The following is a 25,142-nucleotide window of genomic DNA, read 5'->3' as shown; positions in this document are numbered from 1 at the left end:
CCACAGGGTAAAGGGAGCCAGGATCGTCTGCCCGCACCGGGCGACGCTCAATCAGAACGTGATCTTCCTTATGAAATCCGTGAACGAAGAGACAGGCGCCCTCCCGCGGAAGCGGGTTCGTTCCACCACCCCAACAAGAAATAATTTCCAGCGGCGTCGATGGGCCGAAAGCGGAACTTCTGCTTTGGAGCTCCTGGGGAAAAAACCGGACTTCGGCGGGGAGGCGGATCAACCTATCCAACTTATGGTGCAGTCGATTTCGGATCGAACCCCAGTCCGATGTTTCAACTTATCGGCAGGTTGTTCGGGCTGCGCGGTCATCCCTTGTTCTTGCGAATAGCACCTATCCTGACAGGGCGACGAACCTGACCGAACCGTCCTCGAATTCGGCGAAAAGACGGCACATTCCGCCGTTCGGAAGTTGCGAAGCGTTACCGGACAAAAGGTGGCGGGCAAGCGGCAGTTCGATCTTCGCGCGGATCTGCCGGGCTAGCGCGCGTGCGCCGAAGCGTTTGTCAAAGCCTTCTGCGCGAAGGTGCTCGAAGACGCTTTCGTCGAGTGTCAGCTCCAGGCCGCGCCGCTTCAGGCGTTTGTTGAGCCGTCCCATATGGGCTTCGATCAGGCGCTCCTGAACGTCCTCGTCCAGCCGGCTGAAGGTATGGATCCGGTCGATCCGGTTGACGAACTCAGGCGGAAAGCGCTGGAGCAGTTCGTCTTCCGGTCCTTGCGATCGATTTTTCGTCAGGCGGCCGGCGAACAACCGCTTCACCCTCTCGAACGGCGACGACCTCTCCTCGGAGATCGCGGACGCCGTCCCGAGATTGCTCGTCATGAAGATGATGGCCTTTCGGAACGTGTAGGTCCGCCCGCCCGACGCCACCGTCATGATGCCGTTGTCGAAGATGTTGAGGAGGGCAAGGATCACCTCCGGACTCGCTTTCTCGAGTTCGTCGAAGAGGACGATCGCCGGCTTGCCGTGCCGGCCCTCCAGAAGCTCCTGATCGAAGACTGTGGAGCCCTCTTTCGAGCCCACATAGCCGGGCGGCGCCCCGGTGAGCGAGGCGGCGTAGTGTTCCTGGGAGAGCGTGTTCATGTCGACCCGGTTCAGCATGTCGGCATCCCCGTGCAGGACTCGGGTTAGAGCCCTGACGATCTCGGTCTTGCCGACGCCGGTCGGCCCCATGAAAAGGACCGTCGCGAGAGGCTTTCTAGGGTCTGCAAGGTCAGCGGCGACGATCTCGAGGATGCCGCGGACGATCGCGCAAGCTTCATCCTGACCGACGATCTCCTCCGCGAGGTGACGTTCGACCGCCTCGATATCGATCGCAAAGCGCGATCCGTCGAGTCGCAAGACCAAGCCTTCCACATTGTCGTTAGAAAGCGTGTTCTCCGCGCCGAGCGCCTCGCGATCGGAACGCTCGGCCTCGATCGCGGCCATCTTGTCGTTGATATAGGGCAAAACCGTCCGAGCCGTCCGCGATCGTCCGAAGAAGCGGCAAGCGCAGACCGCGCCCGCCGCCAGCTGATTTCCGCTTACTCGGCGGCTTCCTTTTCCATGCCCTCGTAAGGCAGATCGGCGACCGGGCACTCGGCGGTGCCGATCGTCTTGCGGGTGATCTTCTCCACGTCCTCGCGGGTCTTCTCGGCGTCGTTCACCCAGTTCCGGTAGAACTCGAATGGGCAGTCGGCTAGGCCCTTGTCGCCGTCTCCCGACTGATGAATGCCGGTATAGCCGCGATGCAGGAGCTTAAAGAGATGGTTCTGGCTCTGATCGTTGGCGCGGGCGTCACGGATCTCCGGAACGGAGAGCTGCGCATACTGGATGCCCATGTCCTCCTCGCCGCATTCGCCGAGCGTGCGGCCGTCGAAGCCGATGATCGCCGAATGGCCGAAATAGCTGTAGACGCCGTCGAAGCCCGACGCGTTGGCGACGGCGACGTAGGAATTGTTCGCCCAGGCCATGGACTTGGCCATCATCACCTGCTGGTCCTTCGCCGGATACATGTAGCCCTGGCAGCGAACGATCAGTTCTGCCCCCTTCATGGCGCAGTCGCGCCAGATCTCCGGATAGTTGCCATCGTCGCAGATGATCAGGCTGACCTTCAGTCCCTTCGGACCGTCCGAAACATAGGTCTGGCCGCCCGGATACCAGCCCTCGATTGGGCACCATGGGATGATCTTGCGGTATTTCTGGACGATCTCGCCCTGATTGTTCATCAGGATGAGCGTGTTGTACGGGTTCTTGTTCGGATGGTTCTCGTGGCGTTCGCCGGTCAGCGAAAAGACGCCCCAGGTGTTGGCCTTCCGGCAGGCGGCAGCGAAGATCTCGGTCTCCTCGCCCGGCACCTGGCTCGCCGTCTCCATCATCTCCTTGGGATCGTACATGATCCCGTGGGTCGAATATTCCGGGAAGATCACGAGATCCATGCCCGGCAGGCCCTGCTTCATGCCGACGATCATGTCGGCGATGTTCTGGGCGTTCTTCAGCACTTCGGCCTTGGTATGCAGGCGCGGCATCTTGTAGTTGACGACCGCGACGCCAACCGCGTCCTTGCTGCTGGAAATATCACCGTGTCGCATCGATCGATCCTTTCGAAGATCGTGTTCGGGTCATGTGCGGCGGCAGCCCCTGAAACAGGCCGCCCGCTCGAATAAGGACAACGCCGCCTTCCGGCGGAGCCGCTTCGATCAGTGGCTGATCTGCCAAGGCCGCGCCGTCGGAAAGCTCTTCGAGCCGTCCGGCCGCTTCAGCGTCTTGCGGCTTTGTTTCGCCGACGATCCGCAGCAGGAACAGCCCGGCCCGTGGCCAAGCTGGCTTGCCCGTTTCGGCTCGTGCCGCGCGGCCTCGTTGGTGGCGTTGGCCTTCCGCAGGCCCGCATCCATGCCGGCGATCGCCGGCATGGAGAGGTAGACGCGGATCGATGCGGTGCCGCATTCCGGGCAACCGCACGGCTCGGCCGAGACCGCCATCGCGCGGATCGTCGTGAACGGCCCGCAATTGTCGCAGCGATAGTCGTAGAACGGCATACCGACAGCCTTTACTTGAGGTCCGGCGCGATCGGCATCTGGATCGATCCGTCCAGGTATCGGGTCGGACCGTCCGCGTTCGGCATCAGGTCGAACTCGAAGATGTCCGTCGGAAGCCAGAGCGTCGCACAGGCGTTCGGGATGTCGACGACGCCGGAGATGTGCCCCTGCACCGGGGCGGTGCCGAGGATCGAGTAGGCCTGCGCACCCGAATAGCCGAACTTCTTCAGATATTCGATGGCGTTGAGGCAGGCCTGCCGGTAGGCGATGTGGACGTCGAGGTAATGCTGCTTGCCGCCTTCATCGACCGAGATGCCCTCGAAGATGAGGAAGTCGTCGTATTTCGGCACGATGGGCGAGGGGCGGAAGATCGGGTTCTTGACACCGTATTTCTGCATGCCGCCCTTGATGAGCGAGACCTTGATGTGCAGCCAGCCCGCCATCTCGATCGCGCCGCAGAAGGTGATCTCGCCGTCGCCCTGGCTAAAGTGGAGGTCGCCCATGGAAAGGCCCGCCCCGTCCACATAGACCGGGAAATACACCTTCGAGCCGCGCGACAGATCCTTGATGTCGCAGTTTCCGCCGTGCTCGCGCGGCGGCACGGTGCGCGCGCCTTCGGCGGCCGCCTTGTCGCGGGCCTCGCCCTTGAGCGCTCCCATGTGCGCCGACGTTCCCCCATCGGGGAGCGTCGCAAGCTCGGGCACCCGGTCCGGATCGGTCGCAACCAGCGCCTTCTCGCGCTCGTTCCAGGTGTCGAGCATTGTCTGGTCCGGCAGGCATCCGATCAGGCCGGGATGGATGAGACCGGCATAGCGGACGCCCGGCACGTGGCGTGAGGTCGTGAACATGCCGTGGAAGTCCCAGATCGACTTCTGGGCGTCCGGGAAATGCTCGGTCAGGAAACCGCCGCCGTTCGTTTTGGAAAAGAAGCCGTTGAAGCCCCACTGGCTCTCCGGCTTCGCGCCGATGTCGAGAATGTCGACGACGAGAAGATCGCCCGCTTCGGCACCCTTCACGCCGATCGGCCCCGACAGAAAGTGCACCTGCTTGAGATCGACGTCGCGCACGTCGGCGGCATCGTCGTCGTTCTTGATCTGGCCCGCGGTCCAGTCATAGGTCTCGACGAGGAAGTCGTCGCCGGGCTCGACCCAGCATGCCATCGGGATGTCCGGGTGCCAGCGGTTGTGGATTTTCTCGTTGTCGTAAGCCGACTGCGAGAGATCGACCGAGATGAGCGTATCAGCCATGAGCGGGTTCCTCTTTCTTGCTGGTATGGAAACGGGTTGTTCGGAAGATCAGACGGACAGGAAGCGCGAGACCTTGGCCTCGTCGATACCGTCGCGCGGGCTTTCGTGGACGACCTCTCCCTTCTCGATGACGAGGATCCGGTCGGCCATGTCGAGAGCGAAGGAGAGCACCTGTTCGGAGACGACGATCGACAATCCCCGTTCGTCGCGGATGCGGCGAAGGGTGCGGGCCATCTCCTTGATGATCGAGGGCTGAATCCCCTCGGTCGGCTCGTCGAGAAGGAGCACCTTCGGCTTGGAGGCGAGCGCCCGTGCGATCGCCAGCTGCTGCTGCTGGCCGCCGGAAAGGTTGCCGCCGCGGCGGCCCTTCATTTCGAGGAGGACCGGAAACAGCTCGTAGATGTCGCCCGGAACCTTGGTCTGGCCGGTAACGGTCAGGCCCGTCTCGATGTTCTCGCGGACGGTCATCGTCGAGAAGATCGCCCGGCCCTGGGGCACGTAGGCGAGGCCGTTCTCGACCCGCCGGAAGGTCTCGAGGCCGCTCACATCCTTTCCGTCGACGGTGATGCTTCCCTGGTTGGCCGGATGAACCCCGATGAGCGACTTCATCAAGGTCGTCTTGCCCATGCCGTTCCGGCCCATGATCGCGACGATCTCGCCGGGCGCGACGTCGAAGTTCATATCCGGGATGATCTCGCTCTCGCCGTAGGAGACGCGAAGGTGTTCGACTGACAGCATGACCGCTCTCTCCTCAATGTCCGAGATAGACTTCGACGACCTTCGGGTCGTTCTTGACGTGATCCATCGGTCCTTCCGAAAGGACCTTGCCCTGGTGCAGCACCGTGACGCGGTGCGCGATGTCCTCGACGAATTTCATGTCGTGCTCGATGACGATGACCGAGCGATCCTTGATGATGTTGTTGAGGAGTTCGGCGGTCTTCACCCGTTCGCCGACGCTCATTCCTGCGACCGGCTCGTCGAGCATCAGAAGCGAGGGGTCCTGGATCAGCAGCATCCCGATCTCGAGCCACTGCTTCTGCCCATGGCTCAGGATGGCGGTCGGCGTCTTCAGCTGATCCTTCAGGAAGACGAATTCGGCGACCTCCTCGATCCTGTCGAGCACGTTCTGATCGCGCCTGAAGGCCAGAGCCCCGAAGACGTTGCGGCCGCGCGGAACCGAGAGTTCGAGATTTTCGAAGACCGTCAGTTCCTCGTAGATCGTCGGGTTCTGGAACTTGCGTCCGACACCGGCATGGACGATCTGGTGTTCCTTCATCTTCGTCAGTTCCCTGTCGCGGAACCGGATCGAGCCCTTGCTGGCCCGGGTCCGGCCGCAGATCAGGTCGAGCACCGTCGTCTTGCCGGCCCCGTTCGGACCGATGATGACGCGGATCTCGTTCTCGTCGACGTAAAAGGAGAGGTCGTCGACGGCCTTGAAACCGTCGAAGGAGACCGTGAGGGCTTCGACTTCGAGGACGAAGTCCTTGCGGCCGTTGGTTGTGGTTGCGGGCGTCGCGTTCATCGGACCTCTCCTATTCTGCGGGCTGAGCGACGACGTCGCGGCCGCTCTTGCCCTTGCGACCGAAGACGCCCGAGAGCTTGACGAGATGCGGGCGGACATAGCGGTTGTAGAGGCCGGCGAGGCCGTCCGGGAAAGCCATGACGACGGCGATGAAGAGACCGCCCATGGCGAAGAGCCACAGTTCCGGGAAGCTCTCCGATAAGGCCGATTTGGCGTAGTTCACGAGGAGGGCACCGTAGATTGCGCCGAAGAGCGAGAACCGGCCGCCGACCGCCGCGAAGATGACCATTTCGATCGAGGGGACGATGCCGACGAACGTCGGGGACATGAAGCCCACCTGCAGGGTGAACAGGGCGCCGCCGATGCCCGCGATACCCGCCGCAAGACAGAACACGAAAACCTTGAAGGCGGCGACGTCGTAACCGGAGAAGCGGACGCGGTCCTCCTTGTCGCGGATGGCGATCAGAAGACGGCCGAGCTTGGAGACGTGTACGGCGCGGCACAGAAGCAGCGAAGCCAGAATGAGGCCGGCGCAGACGAAGTAGAGGATGAACTGAGAATCAGCGCCGCGGATGCTCCAGCCGAGCATGGTCCGAAGATCGGTGATGCCATTGACGCCGCCCGTATAGCCCTGCTGACCGATGATCAGGATCGTCAGGATCGCGGCGATCGCCTGGGTGATGATCGCGAAATAGACGCCGCCGACCCGGCGGGTGAACATCGCGAAGCCGATGATGAAGGCGAGGATCATCGGGACCGCCACGACCGCGACCAGTGTGAAGGCGAAGGAGTTGAACGGCACCCAGAACCATGGAAGCTCGGTGATTTGGTTCCAGTCCATGAAGTCCGGGATGCCGGGGGTTGTCTGGATCGCGGTGTTTTCCGGCGTCGAGGCTTCGAGCTTCAGGAACATCGCCATGCAGTAGCCGCCGAGGCCGAAGAAGATCCCCTGTCCGAGGCTGAGGATGCCGGTGTGCCCCCAGCACAGGACGAGCCCGAGCGCCACGAAGCCGTAGGTCAGGTATCTGCCGATGTTGTTGAGCCGGAAGGCGTCGAGCGCCAGCGGGAAGACGACGAGGAGGAGAACGGCGAGAATGGCGAAGTAGAGCCAGCCTTCGCGGCTGAAGAACGGGTTGGCGAAACGCCGTGCGGAAACGGTATCGGTGGTAGAGTGCGTGGTTGACGAGCTCATGGTTCCAGATCCTCAGCGGCGGATTTTGAGGGTGAAGAGGCCCTGCGGACGAAGCATCAGGATGCCGACGACCGTGAGCAGCGTCAGGACCTTCGCCATGGAGCCGCTCAGGAAGAACTCCAGCGTCGATTGGGCTTGGGAGATGGTGAAGGCGCTGGCGATCGTGCCGAGGAGGCTCGCCGCTCCGCCGAAGACGACCACGAGGAACGTGTCGACGATGTATTGCTGGCCGGAAGTCGGACCGGTCGAACCGATCATCGTGAAGGCCGCGCCGGCGACACCTGCGATGCCGCAGCCAAGTCCGAAGGTCATGCGGTCGGTCATGCGGGTGTTGATGCCGACGGCACCGGCCATGGTCCGGTTCTGGACGACGGCGCGGACGCGCTTACCCCAGCCCGAGCGGTACATGAGACCATAGACGATCGCCGTGATGACGAAGGTGAGCGTCATGACGAAGATGCCGTTGATCGGAATCTCCACAAAATCGGTCAGCGGAAGCGAACCGATCAGCCAGTCCGGAAGCGGGACGCCGACTTCGCGGGCGCCGAAAATCGTACGGTAGGTCTGCTGCAGGACCAGCGAGAGGCCCCAGGTCGCGAGGAGCGTATCGAGCGGTCGCTTGTAGAGGTGCCGGATCATGGCCCATTCCACGAAGACACCGAGCGCGAAGGCGGCGCAGAAGGCGAGGATGATCGCGACGAAGAAGTAGTAGGGGAAGAAGCCGGGGATGTTCGCGGAGACGAACGAGGACAGCATGTAGGTGACGTAGGCACCGAGGATCATGAACTCCCCGTGCGCCATGTTGATGACGCCCATCTGTCCGAAAATGATTGCCAGGCCGAGGGCCATCAGCACGAAGACGGAGAAGAGGATCAGTCCCGCAAAGCCCTGCATGGCAAGGATCGAACCGAACTCGTAATAGGTGAAATCACCGATCATGGAAGCCTTGCCCGGTCAGCGCCGGTCCCCATCGTTGAAAAGTCGAGAGATCGAGATCCGCCCGGCCTGAACCGGACGGATCGAACGTCGGGTGCTTATTGGTAGCCTTCCGGGAACGGATCGGGCTCCATCAGGTCGGCGGTCTCGTGCACGACCTCGTACTGACCGTCGGCCTTGGCACGGCCGATGCGGGTCTTGGACCAGAGGTGATGGTTCTCGTGGATCCGGACGTAGCCTTCCGGCGCTTCGTTCATCTCGATGCCAGCGGAGGCCGCGACCACGTCGTCGATTGCGAAGGTGCCGGCCTTTTCGACCGCGGCTTTCCACAGCCAGGGACCGAGATAGGCGGCCTGGGTCACGTCACCGATCACCATGTCGTCGCCCCAACGCTCCCGGAAGGCCGCCACGAACTCCTCGTTGTTCTGGTTCGTGAGGCTCTGGAAGTATTTCATCGAGGCATAGGCGCCTTCGATGTTCTCGCCGCCGATGCCGCGGATCTCGTCTTCCGTGACCGAAATTGTCAGGAGCAGCGGCTCCTCTTCGCCCAGATCGATGCCGGCCGCCTTCAGCTGCTTGTAGAAGGCGACGTTGGAGCCGCCGACGACGCTCGCATAGATGACGTCGGGACGCCGCAGGCGGATCTTGTTGATCACCGAGTTGAACTGGGTGTGGCCGAGCGGATAGTAGTCCTCGCCGACGACCTCGCCGCCGAGTTTCTCGATATGACGGCGGGCGATCTTGTTCGACGTACGCGGCCAGATGTAGTCGGAGCCGAGGAGATAGAACGTCTGGGCGCCCTTCTGCTCGGAGACCCAGTCGATTCCGGCCAGGATCTGCTGGGTCGCTTCCTGACCGGTGTAGAAGACGTTCTTCGACTGCTCGAGGCCCTCGTAGAAGGTCGGGTAGTAGAGGAGACCGTTGTACTGCTCGAAGACCGGCAGAACGGCCTTGCGCGATGCCGACGTCCAGCAGCCGAACACGGCGGCGACATTGTCCTGGACGAGCAGCTTGCGGGACTTCTCCGCGAAGGTCGGCCAGTCCGAGGCGCCGTCCTCCTGGATGATCTGGATCTGGCGTCCGAGGATGCCGCCCTGGGCGTTGATCTGCTCGATCGCCAGCGTCTCGGCCTGAACCGAACCGGCTTCGGAGAGCGCCATCGTGCCGGTGATCGAGTGCAGGATGCCGACGGTGACCGTGTCGTCGGTGACGGCGAGGTTGCCGCCGCTCACTTCGCTCGTCGGATAATCCTGCGCCATGACGGGCTGTCCGAGGGCGGCGAGGATCGGAAAGGCGGCTAGCCCTGAAAGCAGCCTGCGGCGGCTGAGCGCCAGGAAATTGGTCGGTGAACGCGATTGCGTCATAGGTCGAAGCCCTCAATGTCCGGGAGATTGGATCGGGTGCTGCCCGGCCGTTTGCCGGTGGAGCGATGACGCAAGAATTCTCGCAGTGCAGCAATGGGGAGTTTGACGTATGGCGAAGAGGACAAATGACCCATAGCGTTGCTGCAGACGCGATGTTCGCCCACCGAAATTCGCACTTGCACGCATTAGGATCGTAGCCTTCCGGCCTCGGCCTTTCCGCCGTCCACGGGATGTGTTGTCTGGGATCTCCGGGCGTCTCGATGGACCTCGGATTTCGAGTCCGTTTTTCCCGATTCCGACCGTCGATCGTCGGAGGCATCTTGCACCGGGCGACCGAGCCGAAAGGAACCCATGTCGCAGCCGCTGCGAGTCCCTCGCGTCAAACGCATCTATTCCCGTTGGGCGGCCGACGAGACGATGGAGGACTACGCGCTCCGGTTCACCGCGTTCGGCGTGCGCCGTTTCTCCGCGGGCAGGATCGCGAACACCGCGATCGGTGCCGTCTCCTTCCTCGCGCTCGAGGCGATCGGCGGCACCATCACCCTCGCATTCGGTTTTACGAACGCAGCCGCCGCGATCCTCGTCACCTGCACTTTGATCTTCCTTGCGGGCGTACCGATCTGTTATCACGCGGCGAAAGCAGGGGTGGATATCGATCTCCTGTCGCGCGGCGCAGGGTTCGGTTATCTCGGCTCGACAATCACGTCGCTGATCTACGCGTCCTTCACCTTCATCTTTTTCGCCATCGAGGCTGCGATCATCGCGACCGCGCTCGAACTGGCGCTCGGCCTGCCCCGTTCGGCCGGGTACATCCTGGCATCCGTCGTGGTGATCCCACTCGTCCTTTACGGCGTCACCTTCATCAGCCGCTTCCACGCCTGGACGCAGCCGCTCTGGATCGTGCTGCAACTCCTCCCCTTCGTCTATATCGCCCTCAACGAACGGGAATCGGTCAAGGCCTGGACCGGCTTTACGGGGCTGTTCGGCGATGCCGCCGGCGGCTTCAGCCTTTCCGCCTTCGGCGCGGCATCGGCGGTTCTCTTCGCGCTGATGGCGCAAATCGGCGAACAGGTGGACTTCCTGCGCTTCCTGCCGCGGGCGGAGGACATCGGCAGGGGACGCTGGTGGAGCGCGCTCCTCGGTGCGGGCCCGGGCTGGGTGGTCTTCGGCGCGCTCAAGTTCTTCGCCGGATCCTATCTCGCCTACTACGCCTTCAGCGCCGGGATCGAGTTCGCGAGCGCGTCGGACCCGGTGGAGATGTACCACGCGATCTTCGGCGCCATGGTCCCTAGCGCCGAACTGGCGCTCGCGCTCACCTGCATCTTCACCATCATCTGCCAGTTGAAGATCAACGTGACCAACGCCTATGCCGGCTCGATCGCCTGGTCGAACTTCTTCAGCCGGCTGACCCACAACCATCCGGGCCGCGTGGTCTGGCTCGTCTTCAACGTGATGATCGGCCTCTTCCTGATGGAATTCGGCATGTATCGCGCGTTCGAGAGCATTCTCGGGATCTATGCGATCCTCGCCGTCGCCTGGGTTTCGGCGCTTGTCGCCGATCTCGTCATCAACCGGCCCCTTGGGCTCGCGCCCCAACGCATCGAGTTCAGGCGCGCCCACCTCTACGATATCAATCCGGTCGGCTTCGGAGCGATGACGGCGGGCATCGTCGCATCCGGCGCGGCCCATACCGGTCTCTTCGGCGAGAGCGCCGCGGCGCTCTATTCCTACATCGCGATCCTGGTGCCTCTGGTGACCTCGCCGCTTCTGGCCTTCGCCACGAAGGGACGTTTCTACATCGCCCGCGAGCCCGACCGGGAGACGGTAGAGAACGGCCATAAGGTCTGCTGCATCTGCGAATATCCCTTCGATGGCGAGGACATGGCGCACTGCCCGGTCTATTCGGGCCCGATCTGCTCCCTTTGCTGCTCACTCGATGCGCGGTGCGGCGATGCCTGCAAGCCGAACGCGCATCTTTCCGACCAGATCAGGTCGGCCGTCTACGCGATCGGTGGCCACAAGCCCTGGCTCGAGCGCGCGATGAAGTCCACCCTCGTTCGCTTCCTTGCGATCATGACGCTCGTCAGCCTGCTGCTTGCCGCGATCTTCCTCTTCGTCTCCATCGACCGACAGCTGAATGGGGGCCATTCCAGCGAGGCCGCCGCGAGCATCCTGCCCCAGCTTTTCGTTATCGTCGTCATCGCTTCCGGCGTCGTGGTCTGGCTCTTCGTCCTCAGCCAGGACAGCCACAGACGCGCCGAGGAAGAGGTCCAGAGGCACACCAAGCTGCTCATGGACGAGATCGCGGCTCACCGGGAGACCGACCTTGCCCTGAAACAGGCACGCGAAGTTGCGGAAAAGGCGAACTCCGCGAAAAGCCGATATGTTGTCGGCCTCAGCCACGAACTCCGCTCGCCGCTGAACTCGATCCTCGGCTATGCCCAAATCCTTGAGCGAAGGGCAGAACCCAACTCGCCGGTCCATACGGCCGCTTCGACGATCAAACGAAGCGGCGACCATCTCTCGATGATGATCGAGGGGCTCCTCGACATCTCGCGGATCGAGGCCGGCAAACTGGAGATCTTCCGGCACAAGGTCGCCCTGAAGCCGCTGCTGGATCAGCTCGTCGACATGTTTGCACTCCAGGCACGCACGAAGGACGTCCGGTTTCGCTTCGAAGCCTCGCCCTACTTGCCCGACTATGTCTGGACCGATAGCAAGCGGCTGCGGCAGATCCTGATCAATCTCCTGTCGAACGCGGTGAAGTTCACCGACAAGGGCCATGTCCGTTTCGCGCTGACCTATCGCAGCGGCGTTGCGACCTTCGTCGTCGAGGACAGCGGGTTCGGTATCGCGGAGGAGGATCTGGAGCGCATCTTCCAACCGTTCGAACGGGCCGGCACGAAAGGCGATGGCGATCAGCCTGCCGGCACCGGGCTCGGCCTGTCGATCACCCGCCTTCTGGTCGACATCATGGGCGGAGACCTTTCGGTCCGAAGCGAGGTCGGCACGGGCACGACCTTCACCCTGCGTATCCTCCTCTCCTCGGTCCACGATGGCGAAGAGGTGCAGGTCACCAAACCGATCCCGATCGGTTATCGCGGCAACCGGCGAAGCGTCCTCGTCGCGGACGACAATCTTGCCCACCGCCGTCTGATTCGCGAATTCCTGGAGCCGATCGGCTTCGAGGTGATCGAGGCGATCAACGGACGCTCGGCGATCTCCGCTGCCGCTATCTCGCCGATCGACATCGCGCTTCTCGACGTCTCCATGCCGGACCTCAGCGGCTGGGACGTCGCCCGGCGGATTCGATCCGGGCCGAACGACATCCGGATCGTCATGGTGTCCGCCGAAGCCGGCGCGGAACGCAATCGACCGGACTATCGGCCGCTGCACGACGACTATCTGACGAAGCCGTTCCTCCTGCCCGATCTCATCGAACGCATCGGAACCCATCTCAATCTGGAATGGGACAACGAGAACCAGCAGGACGTCTGGCTGAAGCGGTCCGAAGACTGGTACTGGCCCCCGGCCGAGCGCCTTCTGGAACTAGAAACGCTCGCCAAGGCCGACCTGATGCGCTCGGTGGGCGGAGCGCTGCGCCAGCTCGAACACGACCATCCGCAAACCAGCGACTTTTGCGCCGCGATGCGCGATCTCGCCGAGCGCAGTCGCCGTCAAACGATCATCGACATCCTGTCAGCGCGAAAACTGGAAGTGGGTCATGATGTATCATCCCCCGTCTAACATTCTCGTCGTCGACGACGCCGCCGACACCGCCCGCATGCTGGTCGACGCCGTATCACTCAACGGCCATATGGCGACCACTGCAACATCCGGATTCGATGCGATCCGATCCATCGACGCCGCCGTGCCGGATCTCATCCTGCTCGATGCGATGATGCCCGGCATCGACGGGTTCGAGACTTGCGCGCGACTGAAGGCCGATCCGCGCACCAGCGAAGTTCCAGTCATCTTCATGACGGGCTTCAACGAACCCGAGCATGTGGTGCGGGCGTTCGCGTCCGGCGGGGCCGATTTCATCGCGAAGCCGATCAATCTCGACGAACTGTTCGCGCGGATGAACGTCCATCTCAGCCACATGCGGCGTCAGAGATCGGCGCGTGTCGCGCTGGAGACGACCGGCCGACGGATCGTCTCCCTGAGCGAAAGCGGCGTTCTGAATTGGTCAACGCGCCAGGCCTCGGAATTGCTGGAATATTCAGGCCTTCAAAGCCAGCCCGGCCAGCGCATGCCGATTTCCGTCGTCGAATGGCTCGCTCGCCAGACGGAGCTGCCGTATCTCCACGATATCGCGGGAGCTCCGATCGAGATGCGAATTCTGGAGCGGAGGGACGACGAGATCCTCGTCAAGCTGATCGATCGCACATCCGGCACCGACGAGGAACGCCTCGCCAAGACGTTCGGCCTTACCATCCGGGAAGCCGAAGTGTTGCTCTGGATCGCGCACGGCAAGTCCAACCGTGAAATCGGCGAAATCCTGGATATGAGCCACCGCACGGCCAACAAGCATCTGGAACAGATCTTCATCAAGCTCGGCGTCGAGAACCGCACAGCCGCTGCGACGACGGCCGTCCGTGTACTGATGGTCGATCAGTAGGGTATCTCTTTACTATTTATGTCTTTGAACGGCGGAAAGAACTTTGGTTGTTCCGAATTTGTGTCCGCTTTCGTTCTGCATCCGGCGCGAACCGGAACGGAAAGAGCGGGCCGAAAGGAGACGGTCGGCTTCGAAGCTTTGGCGGACGAACAGCTGCCATTCCACAATATGCTACGTGAAGCTGCACAGCTTCCTGATGTCATACTTAATAGATGTGTGGCTGGCGAAACTACCTCGACCCGCAAGTCGGACGAGAGACCGAGGGTACGAACCGGCTCTCTCTGCCAGAGGCTCTAGGATTCTGGTCCGAAGACCCGAAAACAGGAATGAGGGGTGCCCCCTACAATTCGATTGCAAGCGATAAAAGCGCCTTCGCTACCGCCTCATCCCGTGTACGAGCACCCAATCGCTTGCGGGCGTTTGCCAGATGGAGTTCGACGGTCTTCTCAGCAATCTTGAGACGATGTGAGATTTCCGAGACGCGCTGGCCCGTTGCGATGAACTGAAGGCATTCGCGCTCGCGGGGGGAAAGGCTGGTTCGTTGCCCCCCCTTCACTCGACGTCTGTATGATTCCTCTCGTTCTCTTTCCAGACACGCAAGCTTCGCAGCAACGAGGTGGCAGATCCCACCGATGTCGGCACCCTGCGATACGAACTGCCTCTCGAAATCGGCAGAGCCCCTCGAAGTCAGAAGATGCCAACCGGTAGCCGCGACGGTTTCCGACGTTTCCGCCCGTGTTGTTACGGATCGTCCGGCACGGAACCCCGTCCGATCTTTCGCATCCATGATGATGCTGCGGTCCTGCGGTGCGAGGAAATCGTAGATCTCGAGATAATCCGCTCCGGTCGGGATGGAGTCGTAGGTTCCAAGACAACATCGAACGAACGGCTCGTTTCCGGTCCGCATATCCGCAATGTGGTCGTGCATCCATTCGGGTGGACAATTCGAGCGCACTTCGATTGTGCCATCCGCGTCGCGGTCAACGAAGATCACGCCGTCGACACCAATCGCTGTGAAGTAACCGAAAGTCTCCGACCAGACGTCGTCGATGTTTCTAAGATGGGTGAGGCCGTCCGCCAATTCCCATGAGTTCATGGTCTTCTCGCATAGCGAATTGTCCCTGCGGAAAGTCTACCTAGGGAAATTCCTAGATTGCAAGCTGCAATTCGAAACGGCCAGAATCCAGACGCAATGACCGGCCGTATGCCTTGAGTGATGCGTGCCGTCTGCTCCCCGAAAGGTCAGCGTCACCGCTCATGGTTCCTCACGCTTTCTCCCGCCGCAATGCCATCTTCTCCTGTTTCGCGAAAGCCGTCGCCTTCGGTGCGGTGCTCGTCTGGCCGGCTGTTTCGTTCTCCCAGGACGCCGCGCCGGACGCGCCTCGCACGGCGATCGTTCTCGATTCCTCCGGGTCCATGTGGGGCGAGATCGACGGTCACGACAAGATCGAGATCGCACGCGAGACCCTGCGCGAGGTGCTCGGCACGGTTCCGTCCGGCCATGAACTCGGGCTGATCGCCTACGGCCATCGCCGCAAGGGCGATTGTTCCGACATCGAGGAACTCGTCCCGCTACAGCGGTCCACGACCGCGGCGGCCGCGATCTCCTCCGCGGCGCGGTCGATCCGTCCGAAGGGCAAGACGCCGCTGACGGATGCCTTGCGCTTTGCCGCCGAGAAGGTGCGCTTCACCGAGGAGCGTGCGACGGTCGTGGTCATCACCGACGGCATCGAGACCTGCGCAGCCGACCCCTGTGCCGTCGCACGGGACCTTGAACGGGACGGTATCGACTTCACCGCCCATGTGGTCGGCTTAGGCCTCAGCGAGGACGAGGGCCGGCAGGTCGCGTGTCTCGCCGAGGAGACCGGAGGCCGGTACATCCAGGCTGGCGACGCGAACTCCCTTAACCAAGCCCTGACGGAGGTCGTGGCACTGCCCTCCCCGGAGCCGGAACCCGAGGAGCCCGAGCAACCGGCCGGGGTCGTGCCGGTCGGGATCGATCTGCGCGATACGAGAGGCGGCCGTCTGCTGACGGCGCGCGACATGACCGTTCAGCTTCTTCCGGCGGATGGGGACGAGAGCTTGGCCCTGGGCAAGGGCGAGGCCGACGAGGCCGGCAACAGCGTTGCAAACGTCCATTACGAGCCGACATCCGGCGGTCCCCCGAGCATCAGCGCGGTCCTCACCTCCGGACGCCACATGTTGCGCGTCACGCGCGACTACGGCCCACAGGCCGCGCCGCAATACAAGGAGGTCGTGCACGATGTGCCGATTGAGGTGGCCGGCATGCCGGACGAGCGGATCGAGGCGGTGCTGCCCGGGGGGATGCTCCAGCTGGAGGGCTTCGTCCATGCCGGCGAGCCTCTGCCCGACAAGGATTTCGCCTACGGACCCTACCGGTACACCCGGGCGGACTGGACGATCCACCAGGTCGCGGATGGGACGGTCAACGAAACGCCCTGGCACGAACACACGCTTGGCTTTCCGGCGACGGGCATGCCGCCGGGCGACTACGTCGTGCGCGGCACTCTGGGTCTGGCGCAGGCCGAGACGAGGGTGACGATCCGAGACCAGGAATTGACCGACGCGACGCTCGATTTCGAGGCGGCGCGACTGCGCGTCTCCATCCTCGACGAGAACGGCCAACCGATCTCGGGAAGTCCGACGACGGATATTTGCCCCGACCCGGGCGTGGTCGATGACTGCACGACGAAAATCGGTGCGGGACCGCCCGACGATCCGTCACGCATCTTCATGCCTTCGGGCGAGGCGTTCATCGTCACTGGACGCTCATATTACGACGACACGCGCACCGGCTTCGCGCCCGTCGGCCCGCTCGCGCCCGGCGAAGACATCCTCGTCACCGTTCGCGAACGCGAGGGGCGGAATGTGGCCGAAGCCTGGCGGCGGGAGGCCAAAGTGATCGAGGGAGGCCGGCAGTCGGCTCCGAACGCGGAAGAGGCCGCCGCCCCATCGGGAACCGAAGAGGCGGAGGTCCCCGATCATAGGGCGACGGAGGGCGGCTCCGAATCTGACGAAAGGGAAGAACAGATTCTCGCATTGAACGATACGAGCGACGAACCGAAGGATGGCTCGCCTCAGGATTCCGCAGGCGCGTATCCGCGTCTTTATCGGATCGAGGTCGACGCCGTCAGCTATGGCACCGTCTCGATCCAGCCGGACGGACCCGAAACCTTCACGCCGGCGACCGGTTTCTGCTCCCTCGCCAACAGCTGCCAGCCCGAGCTGCAGGTGGTGACGGGCGTCGCGATCACGGACGGCACGGCGGAGGGCGAGTTCACGGTCGGCGAGGAGCGCTTCCGTCTGGCCGTCAACGAAACGACCGGCCGCGCCGCCCTCTTCCCGGCGGATGCCTTCGCCATGCTCGATCGCAAGCCCGTATCGGGAAAGCTGGTGGCGACTGACGGAAGCGAGGAAGAGTTGAAATCCGAAGACGCACCGAAACGCTCTGAACGCGACGACACATCCGCTGGCCCTGATGCCGAAGCCGTCCTCCCGGTCGGCGTCTGGCTGTTCGGCGGCGCAGGCGCTCCGACGATCGAGGCCTGCCTCGCGGATCATCTCGCCGTCAGGTCGGATGGGCGCGCCTTCCGCGGCGCGATCGGCGCAGGCGTGCATGAGGTGAAAGACGGCGCTCCGATCTGCCGGATCGATGGAGAAACCCTCAACTGCGGGTCGTCCGAAGATTCGGCGGGTGGCGAAGGAACGCTGGCCCAGGACGGCAACGGACTGATCGTCTGCGAGCCCGACGGTGACTGCAACCGCTTCTTCCCCTGCAACGATCTGCTGGAGACCAGCGGCGATCCCCGCGCCGCCCTGCTTCTTTCGACGGTTCGCGGCGAGAATACAGGAGGCACGCGTCCATGACGCCGAAAGGCCTTTCGATCGTCAAGGTGCTGAGACGTCGCGATTCGAAGGCGCATCTCGTCTCGCTCGTCTTCGCACTCGCCTTCGTCGCGATGCCGCAGTCCCGACCCGCGATGGCGCAGACGAATGCCTTCGACGGCGTCTGGGCGTTCACCGATCGGACGATCCCGGCGAACGCCCCAATCCGTCTGCGCATCGTGCCGGGGGAGGATTTGGAAAGCTCCAAGGCGGGCCTCGAGATTCGCCGCTATGCGCGCTTTTGCAACGATCAATTGCAGAAGACGCAAAAGCCGGGCTCGATCGTGCAGGCAGCGTGTGCGACCGCGCCGCTGTTGCGACTTCTCCAGCGGGTCGCACCCGGAAAGGAATTCGCGAGCTTTCCGTTTCGCGATCTGACCTTATCGAGGGGCTATGTCTCGGGCACTCTCGTCGCGGGCGACAGCACGCTGCAGGTCGATATGGGCAATGTCGTGCGCGGCGAAGCGAAGCTGCAGGTGGAGGTCGCGGAGGGACCCGAGAAGGGAGCCCGTCTCTTCGGTACGGCCAGACGCCTCACGCCATCGGAAAATGCAGCCGAGATCGCTCTTGGACCGAATTTGAAGTCCGCCGAGGAGGTGAATGTGCCGGACGGCACATATGTTCACGCCGATGCCAGTTTGAGGGCGGTTCTCGTTGTCGCCGGTGGCAAGGCGACGCTGAAGGTCGGGCATGCCGTTCCCGAAGACGGCGGCGGCTCTAAGCAGTGCCCGTCCGACGCCTCCGAATACTGGCGAAATCTCTGTGTTCTGACATACAAGGACGCGGTGGTCTGGATCGGGCATGCGCCTATCGTTTTCGACCCGACCCTCCACGAGACGCGCGTTGCGTTCGTGGAGACTGCGGCGCCTTCCGCCTATTTCCAGAGCCTTGACGCCCGGCTCTTGATGGACGGGCCGCTTCCGGTTCTGGCCCTGCCAATCAAGGGCAAGTCACAGCCGCTCCCCGGTGCCGAGCGTGCCCTCTTTCACTTCTATCCGACCGACGGTTCCGATCCGTTGGAAGGGCAGAGGACCCTTTCGGATACGGTCCAGCTGAAGGAAGAGCAACCGGGAACCGGCCCTGTTCGGGTGACCGGTCCCGGGGAGAAGCCAAAGGGCGGTCCGGAGAATGCCGAAGAGACCCGTGCCGACCCGTTCAGGCTGGCGCTTCGCTTCCAGGTCGGCAGCCCGAGTGACGCCATGAGGGATAGAGACAATTTCGTCGCCGACGTCATCAACGAGAAGGTCATCCTGACCGGCGATCCGACAGCACCGCATGTTTCTCCGCAGGTCGGCTTCCAGCCGCGCTTCGAAGGCCAGGAGTTGGTCGTCACCTTCACCGATTCGCTCGCCAAACCGGGAAAGACCCACACAGTCCGGTATTACCTGCCGGACGAGGCGCAAAAGCTGAGCGGGCGCGACAAGGTCGAGACTGGCGTTCTCGGCACGGTCCATTTCGACGATCTCGAAATGGAAGACGCCACCATAAAGCGGGCAGCGCGGGCGACCCTGACCTATGGCGGTGTTGGGGCGGATGAGCCCGCCAACGCAAATGGTGCGACCGGCCTGCCTGGAACGGCGATCCCGACAGAGTTCACGGGCACTTGGCGCTTCCACACCCTGAAAGGTGCGAACTTCCGTTTCAGCGTGCCATCGACCACGGGGGGAACTGGCGTCGTTGATCTCGGAGCGATCGAGGGCGTCGGGTGCGACATGCCGGATTATTTCTGTGTCTGGATGCGGGCGCGACCGGCCAACTTCAGGAATATCGAGGCCGAGGGCGTTTCAGTCGAAAGTGGAAAGGTGCGCGTCGCATTCGACGAAGTGATCGTCGGTGAAGCGCCCGATCGCGATGATGGCGATTCTTCGGTGGTCGAACTTGAACGCCGCGGAGACGAGTTCATGGGTCGAGTCGTCGATGGTGAGCGCGGCTACGAAATGCTCGGCTGGCTTCCGGTCTCCCGGGAGAACGACGAATCTCTGCCGCTTAGGGACGGCTCCGACCCCGCCGCCCAGACCGAGACCGGCGAAAACACCGGCGGCGACCTCTTCGGCTTTGATGAAGGGTCTTCGGGCGGTTCGGGGAATGGTAACCAGACCGCACAGAACGGCGGCGGCTCGGGCGCGAGCGGCAACACTCTCAGTACCACACAAGGCGGTGGATCGTCGGCAGGCGGAAATGGCGGGCAGGCTGGAAATGGTGGAACCGGAGATGGCGAGGCCGCCCCAACAGTCGCCTTCGAATTCGACCGGCCGGACTACGACCTGATCGATTTTCCGGCGGACGCACGCATCGATCTTGCCGTTCGGCAGATCGTGCTGCCCGGACTTCAGGGTCAGGATTCCTGCGGAGAATCTCTACGTGGTGCGCTATGCAATCTCGCGCTCGGCGAGCCCGATGACGGAACGCCTTTCGCGCTCGATCTCGAGGACGTGGCGGAGGCCGAGGGTGGACTGCCGCGTTACGGCTTGGTTCAGGCCGCGGGCAATCGCTACACCACCGTGCTCTACAGAACAGGCGACGGCCTGCTCCTCGATATCTTCGGCCCCGATGGCACGAAGAGCTCGAGCCGGCTGGGGCAGCGGAAGAAGGAAAGCGGCGTGCCGCTTGACGGACGCGTCATGGTCCGCCGGATGGATGACGGTCGCCCGATCGGAGTGCTCAACCTCTCGGAGACGGGTCTCTCACTCGTCCTCGAAGAGGGCGTCTGCGAGGCCGGTGGATCATGCCCCGCCGCCAGCCATACGCTTTCGCTCAGGGACCAGGCGCCAGAGGAGGACCGGATCATTTCGGTGTTCCAGGCGCCTGGTTTCCCCTCGCTGCTGCGTCTCGAGCTCGATCTTGAAAGCAAGATCGGTACCTTCACGCCGGATCGTCGTGGTGCGACCCATGCGTTGACCCTTGCAGGGGAAGGTTGATGCGTGTGCTTTTTTATTTACCGTTGGCTCTAGCCGGCGCGTCCATCGGTTTCGCGCCGTCGCAGGGCAATACTCAAGAGAGCGGCCATTACGGCGCGACACTGCCTCAGCTCGTCTGCGCCGCCGGACTTTCCTGTAATGGGCCGGAAACGAATGGTATAAACGCCGAAGATGCTGCGATTGTTCTGGGTGTTGACGGAGGTGACGAGACGATCCAGCAGGTCGTCGACGGCTCCTACAATTACGACAACGAGATCTGGCTTTGCGCCGGCGACGGGCCGTGCGCCGAATGGGCCGATCCGGAGCTGATCCGCGATGACCTCGGTCTCTCGCTGGAGCAGGTGGGCTATATCATCCAGTTGCGGCCCGATCTCGCAGCCCGGATGCCGCAGACCATTGAGCCGGAGAAACCGGATGCGCCCGAAGCGGTCTCGGACCTAGATCTTTCCGGCCGGTATCATCTGGTTTTTCGAGGGTCGAATTTCCTCGAATACGCAACAATCGACGGCGATCAGGGAACCTGGGGCGGATTACACCGCGATGTGCCCCTTCGGCCAATCACGTTTGAGCGCACAAGCGACGGTGTACTTTTGACATTCACCGGCCTCACTCACGACTACATTCTGCCAGGCCCCTATCTTTTCTATGCCTGCCAATCTGGCGCCTGTCTTGCCCGATCGAAGCAAGGGAAGCTGGGCATAGTTCTTCATGCGGCCCTGATCGCAAAGCCTCAATGACTTCTGATCATTTTAAGCATGGCAACGGCAGTTCTCAGTCTGTTCGAGCCGAAAAATCCCCTCTTGGAAATAAAGATCGCTTACGTGGCCGAGTGATCACCTTGCGACCTCGTCGCTACTCCGTTCGGCTTCGCTTGGTAATTCCGGGTCTGAATAAAACTCTCTTAATACGCTTCACAACCCATAGAAGGCGCACTCAAGATGTCTGTTTTCGCATCGAAATGCATAGGGCACCGTCGTGAAATGAAGCATTTTCTCTGCGTCAGTCTCGCAAACGTGCTGGTCTCTAGCAGTCTCTCGGTGCCCGCCTTCGCGGAAAGCCTCGAATTGATGCCGCAGCCTCCCTCCCTTGCCCACAGTCTCTGGCTGCCAGCCAAACAGGTCGAGGACATCGCCGGCATGCAGATCATTGAGGCGGATGGGTCGGCGACCGAGTTCTCTGAGAACGAAAAGGCGCAGATGATTGCGTCGGCCTGCATTGAGCAGGGCTTTGCCCTGTTCCAAAACGGTGTCTGGCATCCGCTCGCGCTGGACGGTCCGCCTGTCGATGCGGGCGCGCTTTGCCAGCGCACGGGCTCGAACGAGGCGCTTTGCGAAACGATGACGACGGATATCGTGGCGGAGGCGCTCGCTCCGCTCGGAACGCCACGTGAAAGCGGCTTCTTCCTGGTGCGCTGGGACGACGGCGCCCCTGACCGCATGGAGATGTGCATGGCAGGGCAATGCACCGCCATGACGGCCTGCGAGCCGCTTATCGAGGATGTCGCAGCGCAGTTCGGCGAGGCGGGGGAAGCCGAGATGGCGCGCATTCGCCAGAGGCTTGCCGAGAGCATCCCGCTGATCGAGGCGGAGGGCATCGACGTCTCCGCCCGCGCTGGTGAAGCAGGTGTCGATCTCACCGCCCTGATACGCGGAGGAGGCTCATCGGTCCTAGAGAAAAGCGATGGCTCCGCTGGCGATGCCGACAAGCCGGAGACGATGCAATGAACGCGTCCTTCACTCGCACGCTCGCCGCAGGTGTGCTGTGGCTTGCCGCTCTCTCAGCACCCTCGCTTGCGCAGGGCGAGCGCCCGCACGGGCCGTTCCATGCGAACTGGGAGATGATCGTTCCGAACCGGGCTTTCGAGATCGCCGTCAATTTCGATCATTACCCGAGCCTGGAAGCGGGCCATGGAATCCTGTCGATCTCGACGCTTGCCGATAGCGGCGGAGCCGGATTTCATTGCCCCCGCGAGGAGTCCGGTTTCGGCGGCTTTACAAGCGGCGCATTCTGCGGCGAACTTTTTGAAGGTGCAACGCGCGATAACAACAAGGCAGAGATCCTGGGCGTCAGATACGCCGAAGAACAGGCGATCGCGGCTTGGTCGTTCGCGAATGAGGAGACGGTTCGCCTGCTGGTCGTGGACCGAGGCGGCAAGGAGCCGAGAATGTCGATCCTTCACCCGAAGCGTGGGGTCGATGCGAGCTATCCGGTTGTGCGCCGACCCCACGACTGCAACTTCATGATGTGCCAGTATGGCGGCGATTTCGTCTTCGACGAGATTTCTGCCGACCCCCGCGCGGCCATGGGCTCAACCGCTGATCTCGCCTTTCTGCGGCAGTTTCGCGACATGGTGGAGTTGCGCGTTCCGGGCGCGGAATCACCCGGGGACGAGGACGTTCGGCAGGAAGACTACGACGATGTCCAGCCGGTCCAGTACGAAAGCGATGTGAGTTCGATCCAGAACGAGTGGACTGTCTACGACATTGCGACCGGTGAAACGCTTCTTTATCTCGATCTCTTTAATTCGCCTGGCAATCCGGCGGTAAACGGTTCGGGACGTGTCGTCGGCGGACCGCTCGCCATGCCGGGGACACCGGTCTTCGCGGAGGGCGAGGTCGGGCCGAACAGCACGAGGCTGGACCTCGAGATCGGCGATGGCACGAGCCGCCTCGAGATCGATGGCGGCAACGGTCCCATCCTCACGGGCTCGCTGCAGATGCCCGATGGTCGGATGGCTTCGGTCGAGCTTCGCTCGGCGGGAATGCCTGCGCCGGACCCGGCGCAGAACGCACAGCCGGAGAATTCGGCCGGTTGGGCCCCGCGCCATGGCGGCTCGAAGATGAGCTACTGGAATCACAACGGCTCCGGCATGGCCTGGGAGGTCGACGGCGATCGGCGCACCGTGTGGTATTTCGATCCCCGCGAGGGCCTTTCCGGGTCCGGCGTCAGGCGGGGCACGATCCTCTTCGAGGGTCGCCGCGACGGCCGGCGCATCGTCGGAACGGCCTACACCTTCTCCGGGCCCTGCGGCCCCGCCGGCTTTCCGGTCTCGGGCCCGATCGGCGCGCGTGACGAGAGCGTCACTCTCGAAGGGACCGCACCGAGGCGGGACGAATTGTGCAACATCCATTCTCAGGTGACGGAGCGTCTCAACTTCAATTTCGTCGCCATGCAGCCCGACGGCGGCGGAACGCAGACGATCGACGAGATGGACGCGCCAGGCGTCGGCGTCTCGGGAGATCGCTATGTCGTGCGCGATCTTCCGAAAGACGACATCCTCAACATGCGGGCCGGTCCCTCCACCAAGGAGGAGGTCGTTGGATTTCTCGACGAGCGCATAACGTTCAGTCTGATTCGCTGCGAGCCGCGCATCGATGCGGCCCGCTGGGAGCGGGCGAACCGCTCCGCGCGCCGTTCGATGCTGCGTCGCGCCTGGTGTCTCGCGGCCTGGGACGACATGCAGGGCTGGGTCTACGGCCGTTATGTGGATCCGGTCGAATGACGGCGCGGCGGTTTCCCGGATTTGGCCGGGCCGGGATCATGGCGGGGTGCCTCGCGGTGACTGCCGCCACCCTTTCCGGCCTCGCTGGAACGGCCTCGGCGCAGACGCTTCAGGAGCGGTACCGGATCGAGAAACAACCCGGCAAGACCGGCAAGCCGTTTCGGCGACCGGATGCGCCGAGGCTCGAGCCCGATCCCAGGACGGCCTGCATCGTCACGCTCGACATGTCGGCGGCGACGACCTTCGGCGAGGGCTGCTCGGTCGGCATCATGCGCGGGGCACAGCCCCATATGGTCGCCGTCGGTTCCTCGCAGCCGTGGCGCGCCGGCCCCGACCAACGCTACCGGTTTCGCATCGGCCTTCATTCCTGCGGCAGGCCCATCATCCTCTGGAAGACTCAAGGCTGCACGCGCGACGAAGGCGGACAGGCCTTCTCCGCCGGCCAGTCGATCAAGCCGTTGAGCCCCGACGGCGGTCCGACCAAGCAGCGCAGCTTCATCATCAGCGATTGAATAGGGCATGAGGTCATGCACTATGGCGGATGCAAGTCTGGTGAATGCGAATCCGTATCGAACGACGAGACAGGGAGCGCGAAGCGCACGGTTTGGGACCCGTTTGTCGGCGCGATCGCGGAGCCCCCTACGGCAAAGCCCGAGACCTTCATCGACAGATGGGCCGTAGTGATCGGCGGTCCGGCCCTTTTTCTCACCATCACCGCTTTCCTCTACGGCGACGGGACGCTTTCTCAGCCGGTCGCGATCGGGATCGCGCTGGTCGTGATCGTCCTGACCTGCCACTGAGTTTTTCCTCCACGTTGGATTAGAGTCCGTTCCCCATTGAGGACGGACGACATGAAGCGAAAGCGTTTTTCTGAAGAACAGATCATCGGCGTTTTGAAGGAGCAGGA

At 62.8% G+C, this 25,142-nt stretch carries 19 protein-coding genes; 9 read left to right on the top strand and 10 right to left on the bottom strand.

What is annotated here, in order from left to right; all coding sequences use genetic code 11:
• Positions 1-343: 343 nt before the first annotated feature.
• From ABRA89_RS18830 to urtA, 9 genes are all read right to left on the bottom strand, one after another.
• On the bottom strand, positions 344-1,459 hold the full coding sequence (locus ABRA89_RS18830) for an AAA family ATPase (RefSeq protein ID WP_349943037.1): 1,116 nt from the start codon (positions 1,457-1,459) through the stop codon (positions 344-346).
• 74 nt (positions 1,460-1,533) lie between these two features.
• Positions 1,534-2,580 (bottom strand): aliphatic amidase, encoded by a 1,047-nt coding sequence (locus ABRA89_RS18825; RefSeq protein ID WP_349943036.1) that lies wholly within the window; start codon positions 2,578-2,580, stop codon positions 1,534-1,536.
• A 108-nt stretch (positions 2,581-2,688) separates the two neighbouring features.
• Complete coding sequence (locus tag ABRA89_RS18820) at positions 2,689-3,027, bottom strand: FmdB family zinc ribbon protein (RefSeq protein WP_349943035.1); 339 nt, start codon at positions 3,025-3,027, stop codon at positions 2,689-2,691.
• An 11-nt stretch (positions 3,028-3,038) separates the two neighbouring features.
• Positions 3,039-4,274, bottom strand: coding sequence for a formamidase (gene fmdA / locus ABRA89_RS18815; RefSeq protein ID WP_349943034.1), 1,236 nt, complete (start codon positions 4,272-4,274; stop codon positions 3,039-3,041).
• A gap of 48 nt (positions 4,275-4,322) precedes the next feature.
• The gene (gene urtE / locus ABRA89_RS18810) at positions 4,323-5,012 is read right to left on the bottom strand and encodes an urea ABC transporter ATP-binding subunit UrtE (protein WP_349943033.1); all 690 of its coding nucleotides are present in this window, start codon (positions 5,010-5,012) and stop codon (positions 4,323-4,325) included.
• Between the two features lie 13 nt (positions 5,013-5,025).
• Positions 5,026-5,796 (bottom strand): urea ABC transporter ATP-binding protein UrtD, encoded by a 771-nt coding sequence (urtD, locus tag ABRA89_RS18805; protein ID WP_349943032.1) that lies wholly within the window; start codon positions 5,794-5,796, stop codon positions 5,026-5,028.
• Between the two features lie 10 nt (positions 5,797-5,806).
• A complete protein-coding gene (gene urtC / locus ABRA89_RS18800) occupies positions 5,807-6,988 on the bottom strand; it encodes an urea ABC transporter permease subunit UrtC (protein ID WP_349943031.1) in 1,182 nt (393 codons plus the stop codon).
• Positions 6,989-7,000: 12 nt separating this feature from the next.
• On the bottom strand, positions 7,001-7,927 hold the full coding sequence (gene urtB, locus ABRA89_RS18795; RefSeq protein WP_349943029.1) for an urea ABC transporter permease subunit UrtB: 927 nt from the start codon (positions 7,925-7,927) through the stop codon (positions 7,001-7,003).
• 95 nt (positions 7,928-8,022) lie between these two features.
• Positions 8,023-9,288: an urea ABC transporter substrate-binding protein gene (gene urtA / locus ABRA89_RS18790; protein WP_349943028.1), complete on the bottom strand. Its 1,266-nt coding sequence runs from the start codon at positions 9,286-9,288 to the stop codon at positions 8,023-8,025.
• Between the two features lie 351 nt (positions 9,289-9,639).
• Here urtA and ABRA89_RS18785 point away from each other — a divergent pair, with 351 nt between their 5' ends.
• Positions 9,640-13,035 carry an ATP-binding protein gene (locus ABRA89_RS18785; protein ID WP_349943027.1) on the top strand — a complete coding sequence of 1,132 codons (3,396 nt, stop codon included), beginning with the start codon at positions 9,640-9,642 and terminating at the stop codon, positions 13,033-13,035.
• Positions 13,013-13,909 carry a response regulator gene (locus tag ABRA89_RS18780; protein WP_349943026.1) on the top strand — a complete coding sequence of 299 codons (897 nt, stop codon included), beginning with the start codon at positions 13,013-13,015 and terminating at the stop codon, positions 13,907-13,909. Before ABRA89_RS18785 ends, ABRA89_RS18780 begins: the two co-directional genes overlap by 23 nt.
• A gap of 340 nt (positions 13,910-14,249) precedes the next feature.
• Here ABRA89_RS18780 and ABRA89_RS18775 read toward each other — a convergent pair whose 3' ends face one another.
• Complete coding sequence (locus ABRA89_RS18775) at positions 14,250-15,005, bottom strand: helix-turn-helix transcriptional regulator (RefSeq protein ID WP_349943025.1); 756 nt, start codon at positions 15,003-15,005, stop codon at positions 14,250-14,252.
• A 161-nt stretch (positions 15,006-15,166) separates the two neighbouring features.
• Here ABRA89_RS18775 and ABRA89_RS18770 point away from each other — a divergent pair, with 161 nt between their 5' ends.
• From ABRA89_RS18770 to ABRA89_RS18740, 7 genes are all read left to right on the top strand, one after another.
• A complete protein-coding gene (locus ABRA89_RS18770) occupies positions 15,167-17,797 on the top strand; it encodes a vWA domain-containing protein (RefSeq protein WP_349943024.1) in 2,631 nt (876 codons plus the stop codon).
• Entirely contained in the window at positions 17,794-20,733 is a 2,940-nt protein-coding gene (locus ABRA89_RS18765) for a hypothetical protein (protein WP_349943023.1), read from the top strand. Before ABRA89_RS18770 ends, ABRA89_RS18765 begins: the two co-directional genes overlap by 4 nt.
• Complete coding sequence (locus ABRA89_RS18760; RefSeq protein ID WP_349943022.1) at positions 20,733-21,470, top strand: hypothetical protein; 738 nt, start codon at positions 20,733-20,735, stop codon at positions 21,468-21,470. Before ABRA89_RS18765 ends, ABRA89_RS18760 begins: the two co-directional genes overlap by 1 nt.
• Before the next feature lie 243 nt (positions 21,471-21,713).
• Complete coding sequence (locus tag ABRA89_RS18755; protein ID WP_349943021.1) at positions 21,714-22,457, top strand: hypothetical protein; 744 nt, start codon at positions 21,714-21,716, stop codon at positions 22,455-22,457.
• Positions 22,454-24,235: an SH3 domain-containing protein gene (locus ABRA89_RS18750; protein WP_349943020.1), complete on the top strand. Its 1,782-nt coding sequence runs from the start codon at positions 22,454-22,456 to the stop codon at positions 24,233-24,235. Before ABRA89_RS18755 ends, ABRA89_RS18750 begins: the two co-directional genes overlap by 4 nt.
• Entirely contained in the window at positions 24,232-24,747 is a 516-nt protein-coding gene (locus tag ABRA89_RS18745; protein WP_349943019.1) for an acyl-CoA synthetase family protein, read from the top strand. The genes ABRA89_RS18750 and ABRA89_RS18745 overlap by 4 nt, the downstream gene beginning before the upstream one ends.
• Before the next feature lie 15 nt (positions 24,748-24,762).
• Entirely contained in the window at positions 24,763-25,035 is a 273-nt protein-coding gene (locus tag ABRA89_RS18740) for a hypothetical protein (RefSeq protein WP_349943018.1), read from the top strand.
• Positions 25,036-25,142 lie beyond the last annotated feature (107 nt).

It is taken from the genome of Fulvimarina thalattae (assembly GCF_040239565.1).
Classification (GTDB): Bacteria; Pseudomonadota; Alphaproteobacteria; order Rhizobiales; family Rhizobiaceae; genus Fulvimarina.
The sequence above is the reverse complement of the archived record's forward strand: the minus strand, read 5'-3'. Positions and strand labels throughout refer to the sequence as shown.

Coding starts and splice junctions, on each gene's coding strand:
- ABRA89_RS18825 (WP_349943036.1), bottom strand. CDS start 2,580: ATGCGACACGGTGATATTTCCAGCAGCAAGGACGCGGTTGGCGTCGCG.
- ABRA89_RS18820 (WP_349943035.1), bottom strand. CDS start 3,027: ATGCCGTTCTACGACTATCGCTGCGACAATTGCGGGCCGTTCACGACG.
- fmdA (WP_349943034.1), bottom strand. CDS start 4,274: ATGGCTGATACGCTCATCTCGGTCGATCTCTCGCAGTCGGCTTACGAC.
- urtE (WP_349943033.1), bottom strand. CDS start 5,012: ATGCTGTCAGTCGAACACCTTCGCGTCTCCTACGGCGAGAGCGAGATC.
- urtD (WP_349943032.1), bottom strand. CDS start 5,796: ATGAACGCGACGCCCGCAACCACAACCAACGGCCGCAAGGACTTCGTC.
- urtC (WP_349943031.1), bottom strand. CDS start 6,988: ATGAGCTCGTCAACCACGCACTCTACCACCGATACCGTTTCCGCACGG.
- urtB (WP_349943029.1), bottom strand. CDS start 7,927: ATGATCGGTGATTTCACCTATTACGAGTTCGGTTCGATCCTTGCCATG.
- urtA (WP_349943028.1), bottom strand. CDS start 9,288: ATGACGCAATCGCGTTCACCGACCAATTTCCTGGCGCTCAGCCGCCGC.
- ABRA89_RS18785 (WP_349943027.1), top strand. CDS start 9,640: ATGTCGCAGCCGCTGCGAGTCCCTCGCGTCAAACGCATCTATTCCCGT.
- ABRA89_RS18780 (WP_349943026.1), top strand. CDS start 13,013: ATGATGTATCATCCCCCGTCTAACATTCTCGTCGTCGACGACGCCGCC.
- ABRA89_RS18775 (WP_349943025.1), bottom strand. CDS start 15,005: ATGAACTCATGGGAATTGGCGGACGGCCTCACCCATCTTAGAAACATC.
- ABRA89_RS18770 (WP_349943024.1), top strand. CDS start 15,167: ATGGTTCCTCACGCTTTCTCCCGCCGCAATGCCATCTTCTCCTGTTTC.
- ABRA89_RS18765 (WP_349943023.1), top strand. CDS start 17,794: ATGACGCCGAAAGGCCTTTCGATCGTCAAGGTGCTGAGACGTCGCGAT.
- ABRA89_RS18760 (WP_349943022.1), top strand. CDS start 20,733: ATGCGTGTGCTTTTTTATTTACCGTTGGCTCTAGCCGGCGCGTCCATC.
- ABRA89_RS18755 (WP_349943021.1), top strand. CDS start 21,714: ATGAAGCATTTTCTCTGCGTCAGTCTCGCAAACGTGCTGGTCTCTAGC.
- ABRA89_RS18750 (WP_349943020.1), top strand. CDS start 22,454: ATGAACGCGTCCTTCACTCGCACGCTCGCCGCAGGTGTGCTGTGGCTT.
- ABRA89_RS18745 (WP_349943019.1), top strand. CDS start 24,232: ATGACGGCGCGGCGGTTTCCCGGATTTGGCCGGGCCGGGATCATGGCG.
- ABRA89_RS18740 (WP_349943018.1), top strand. CDS start 24,763: ATGCACTATGGCGGATGCAAGTCTGGTGAATGCGAATCCGTATCGAAC.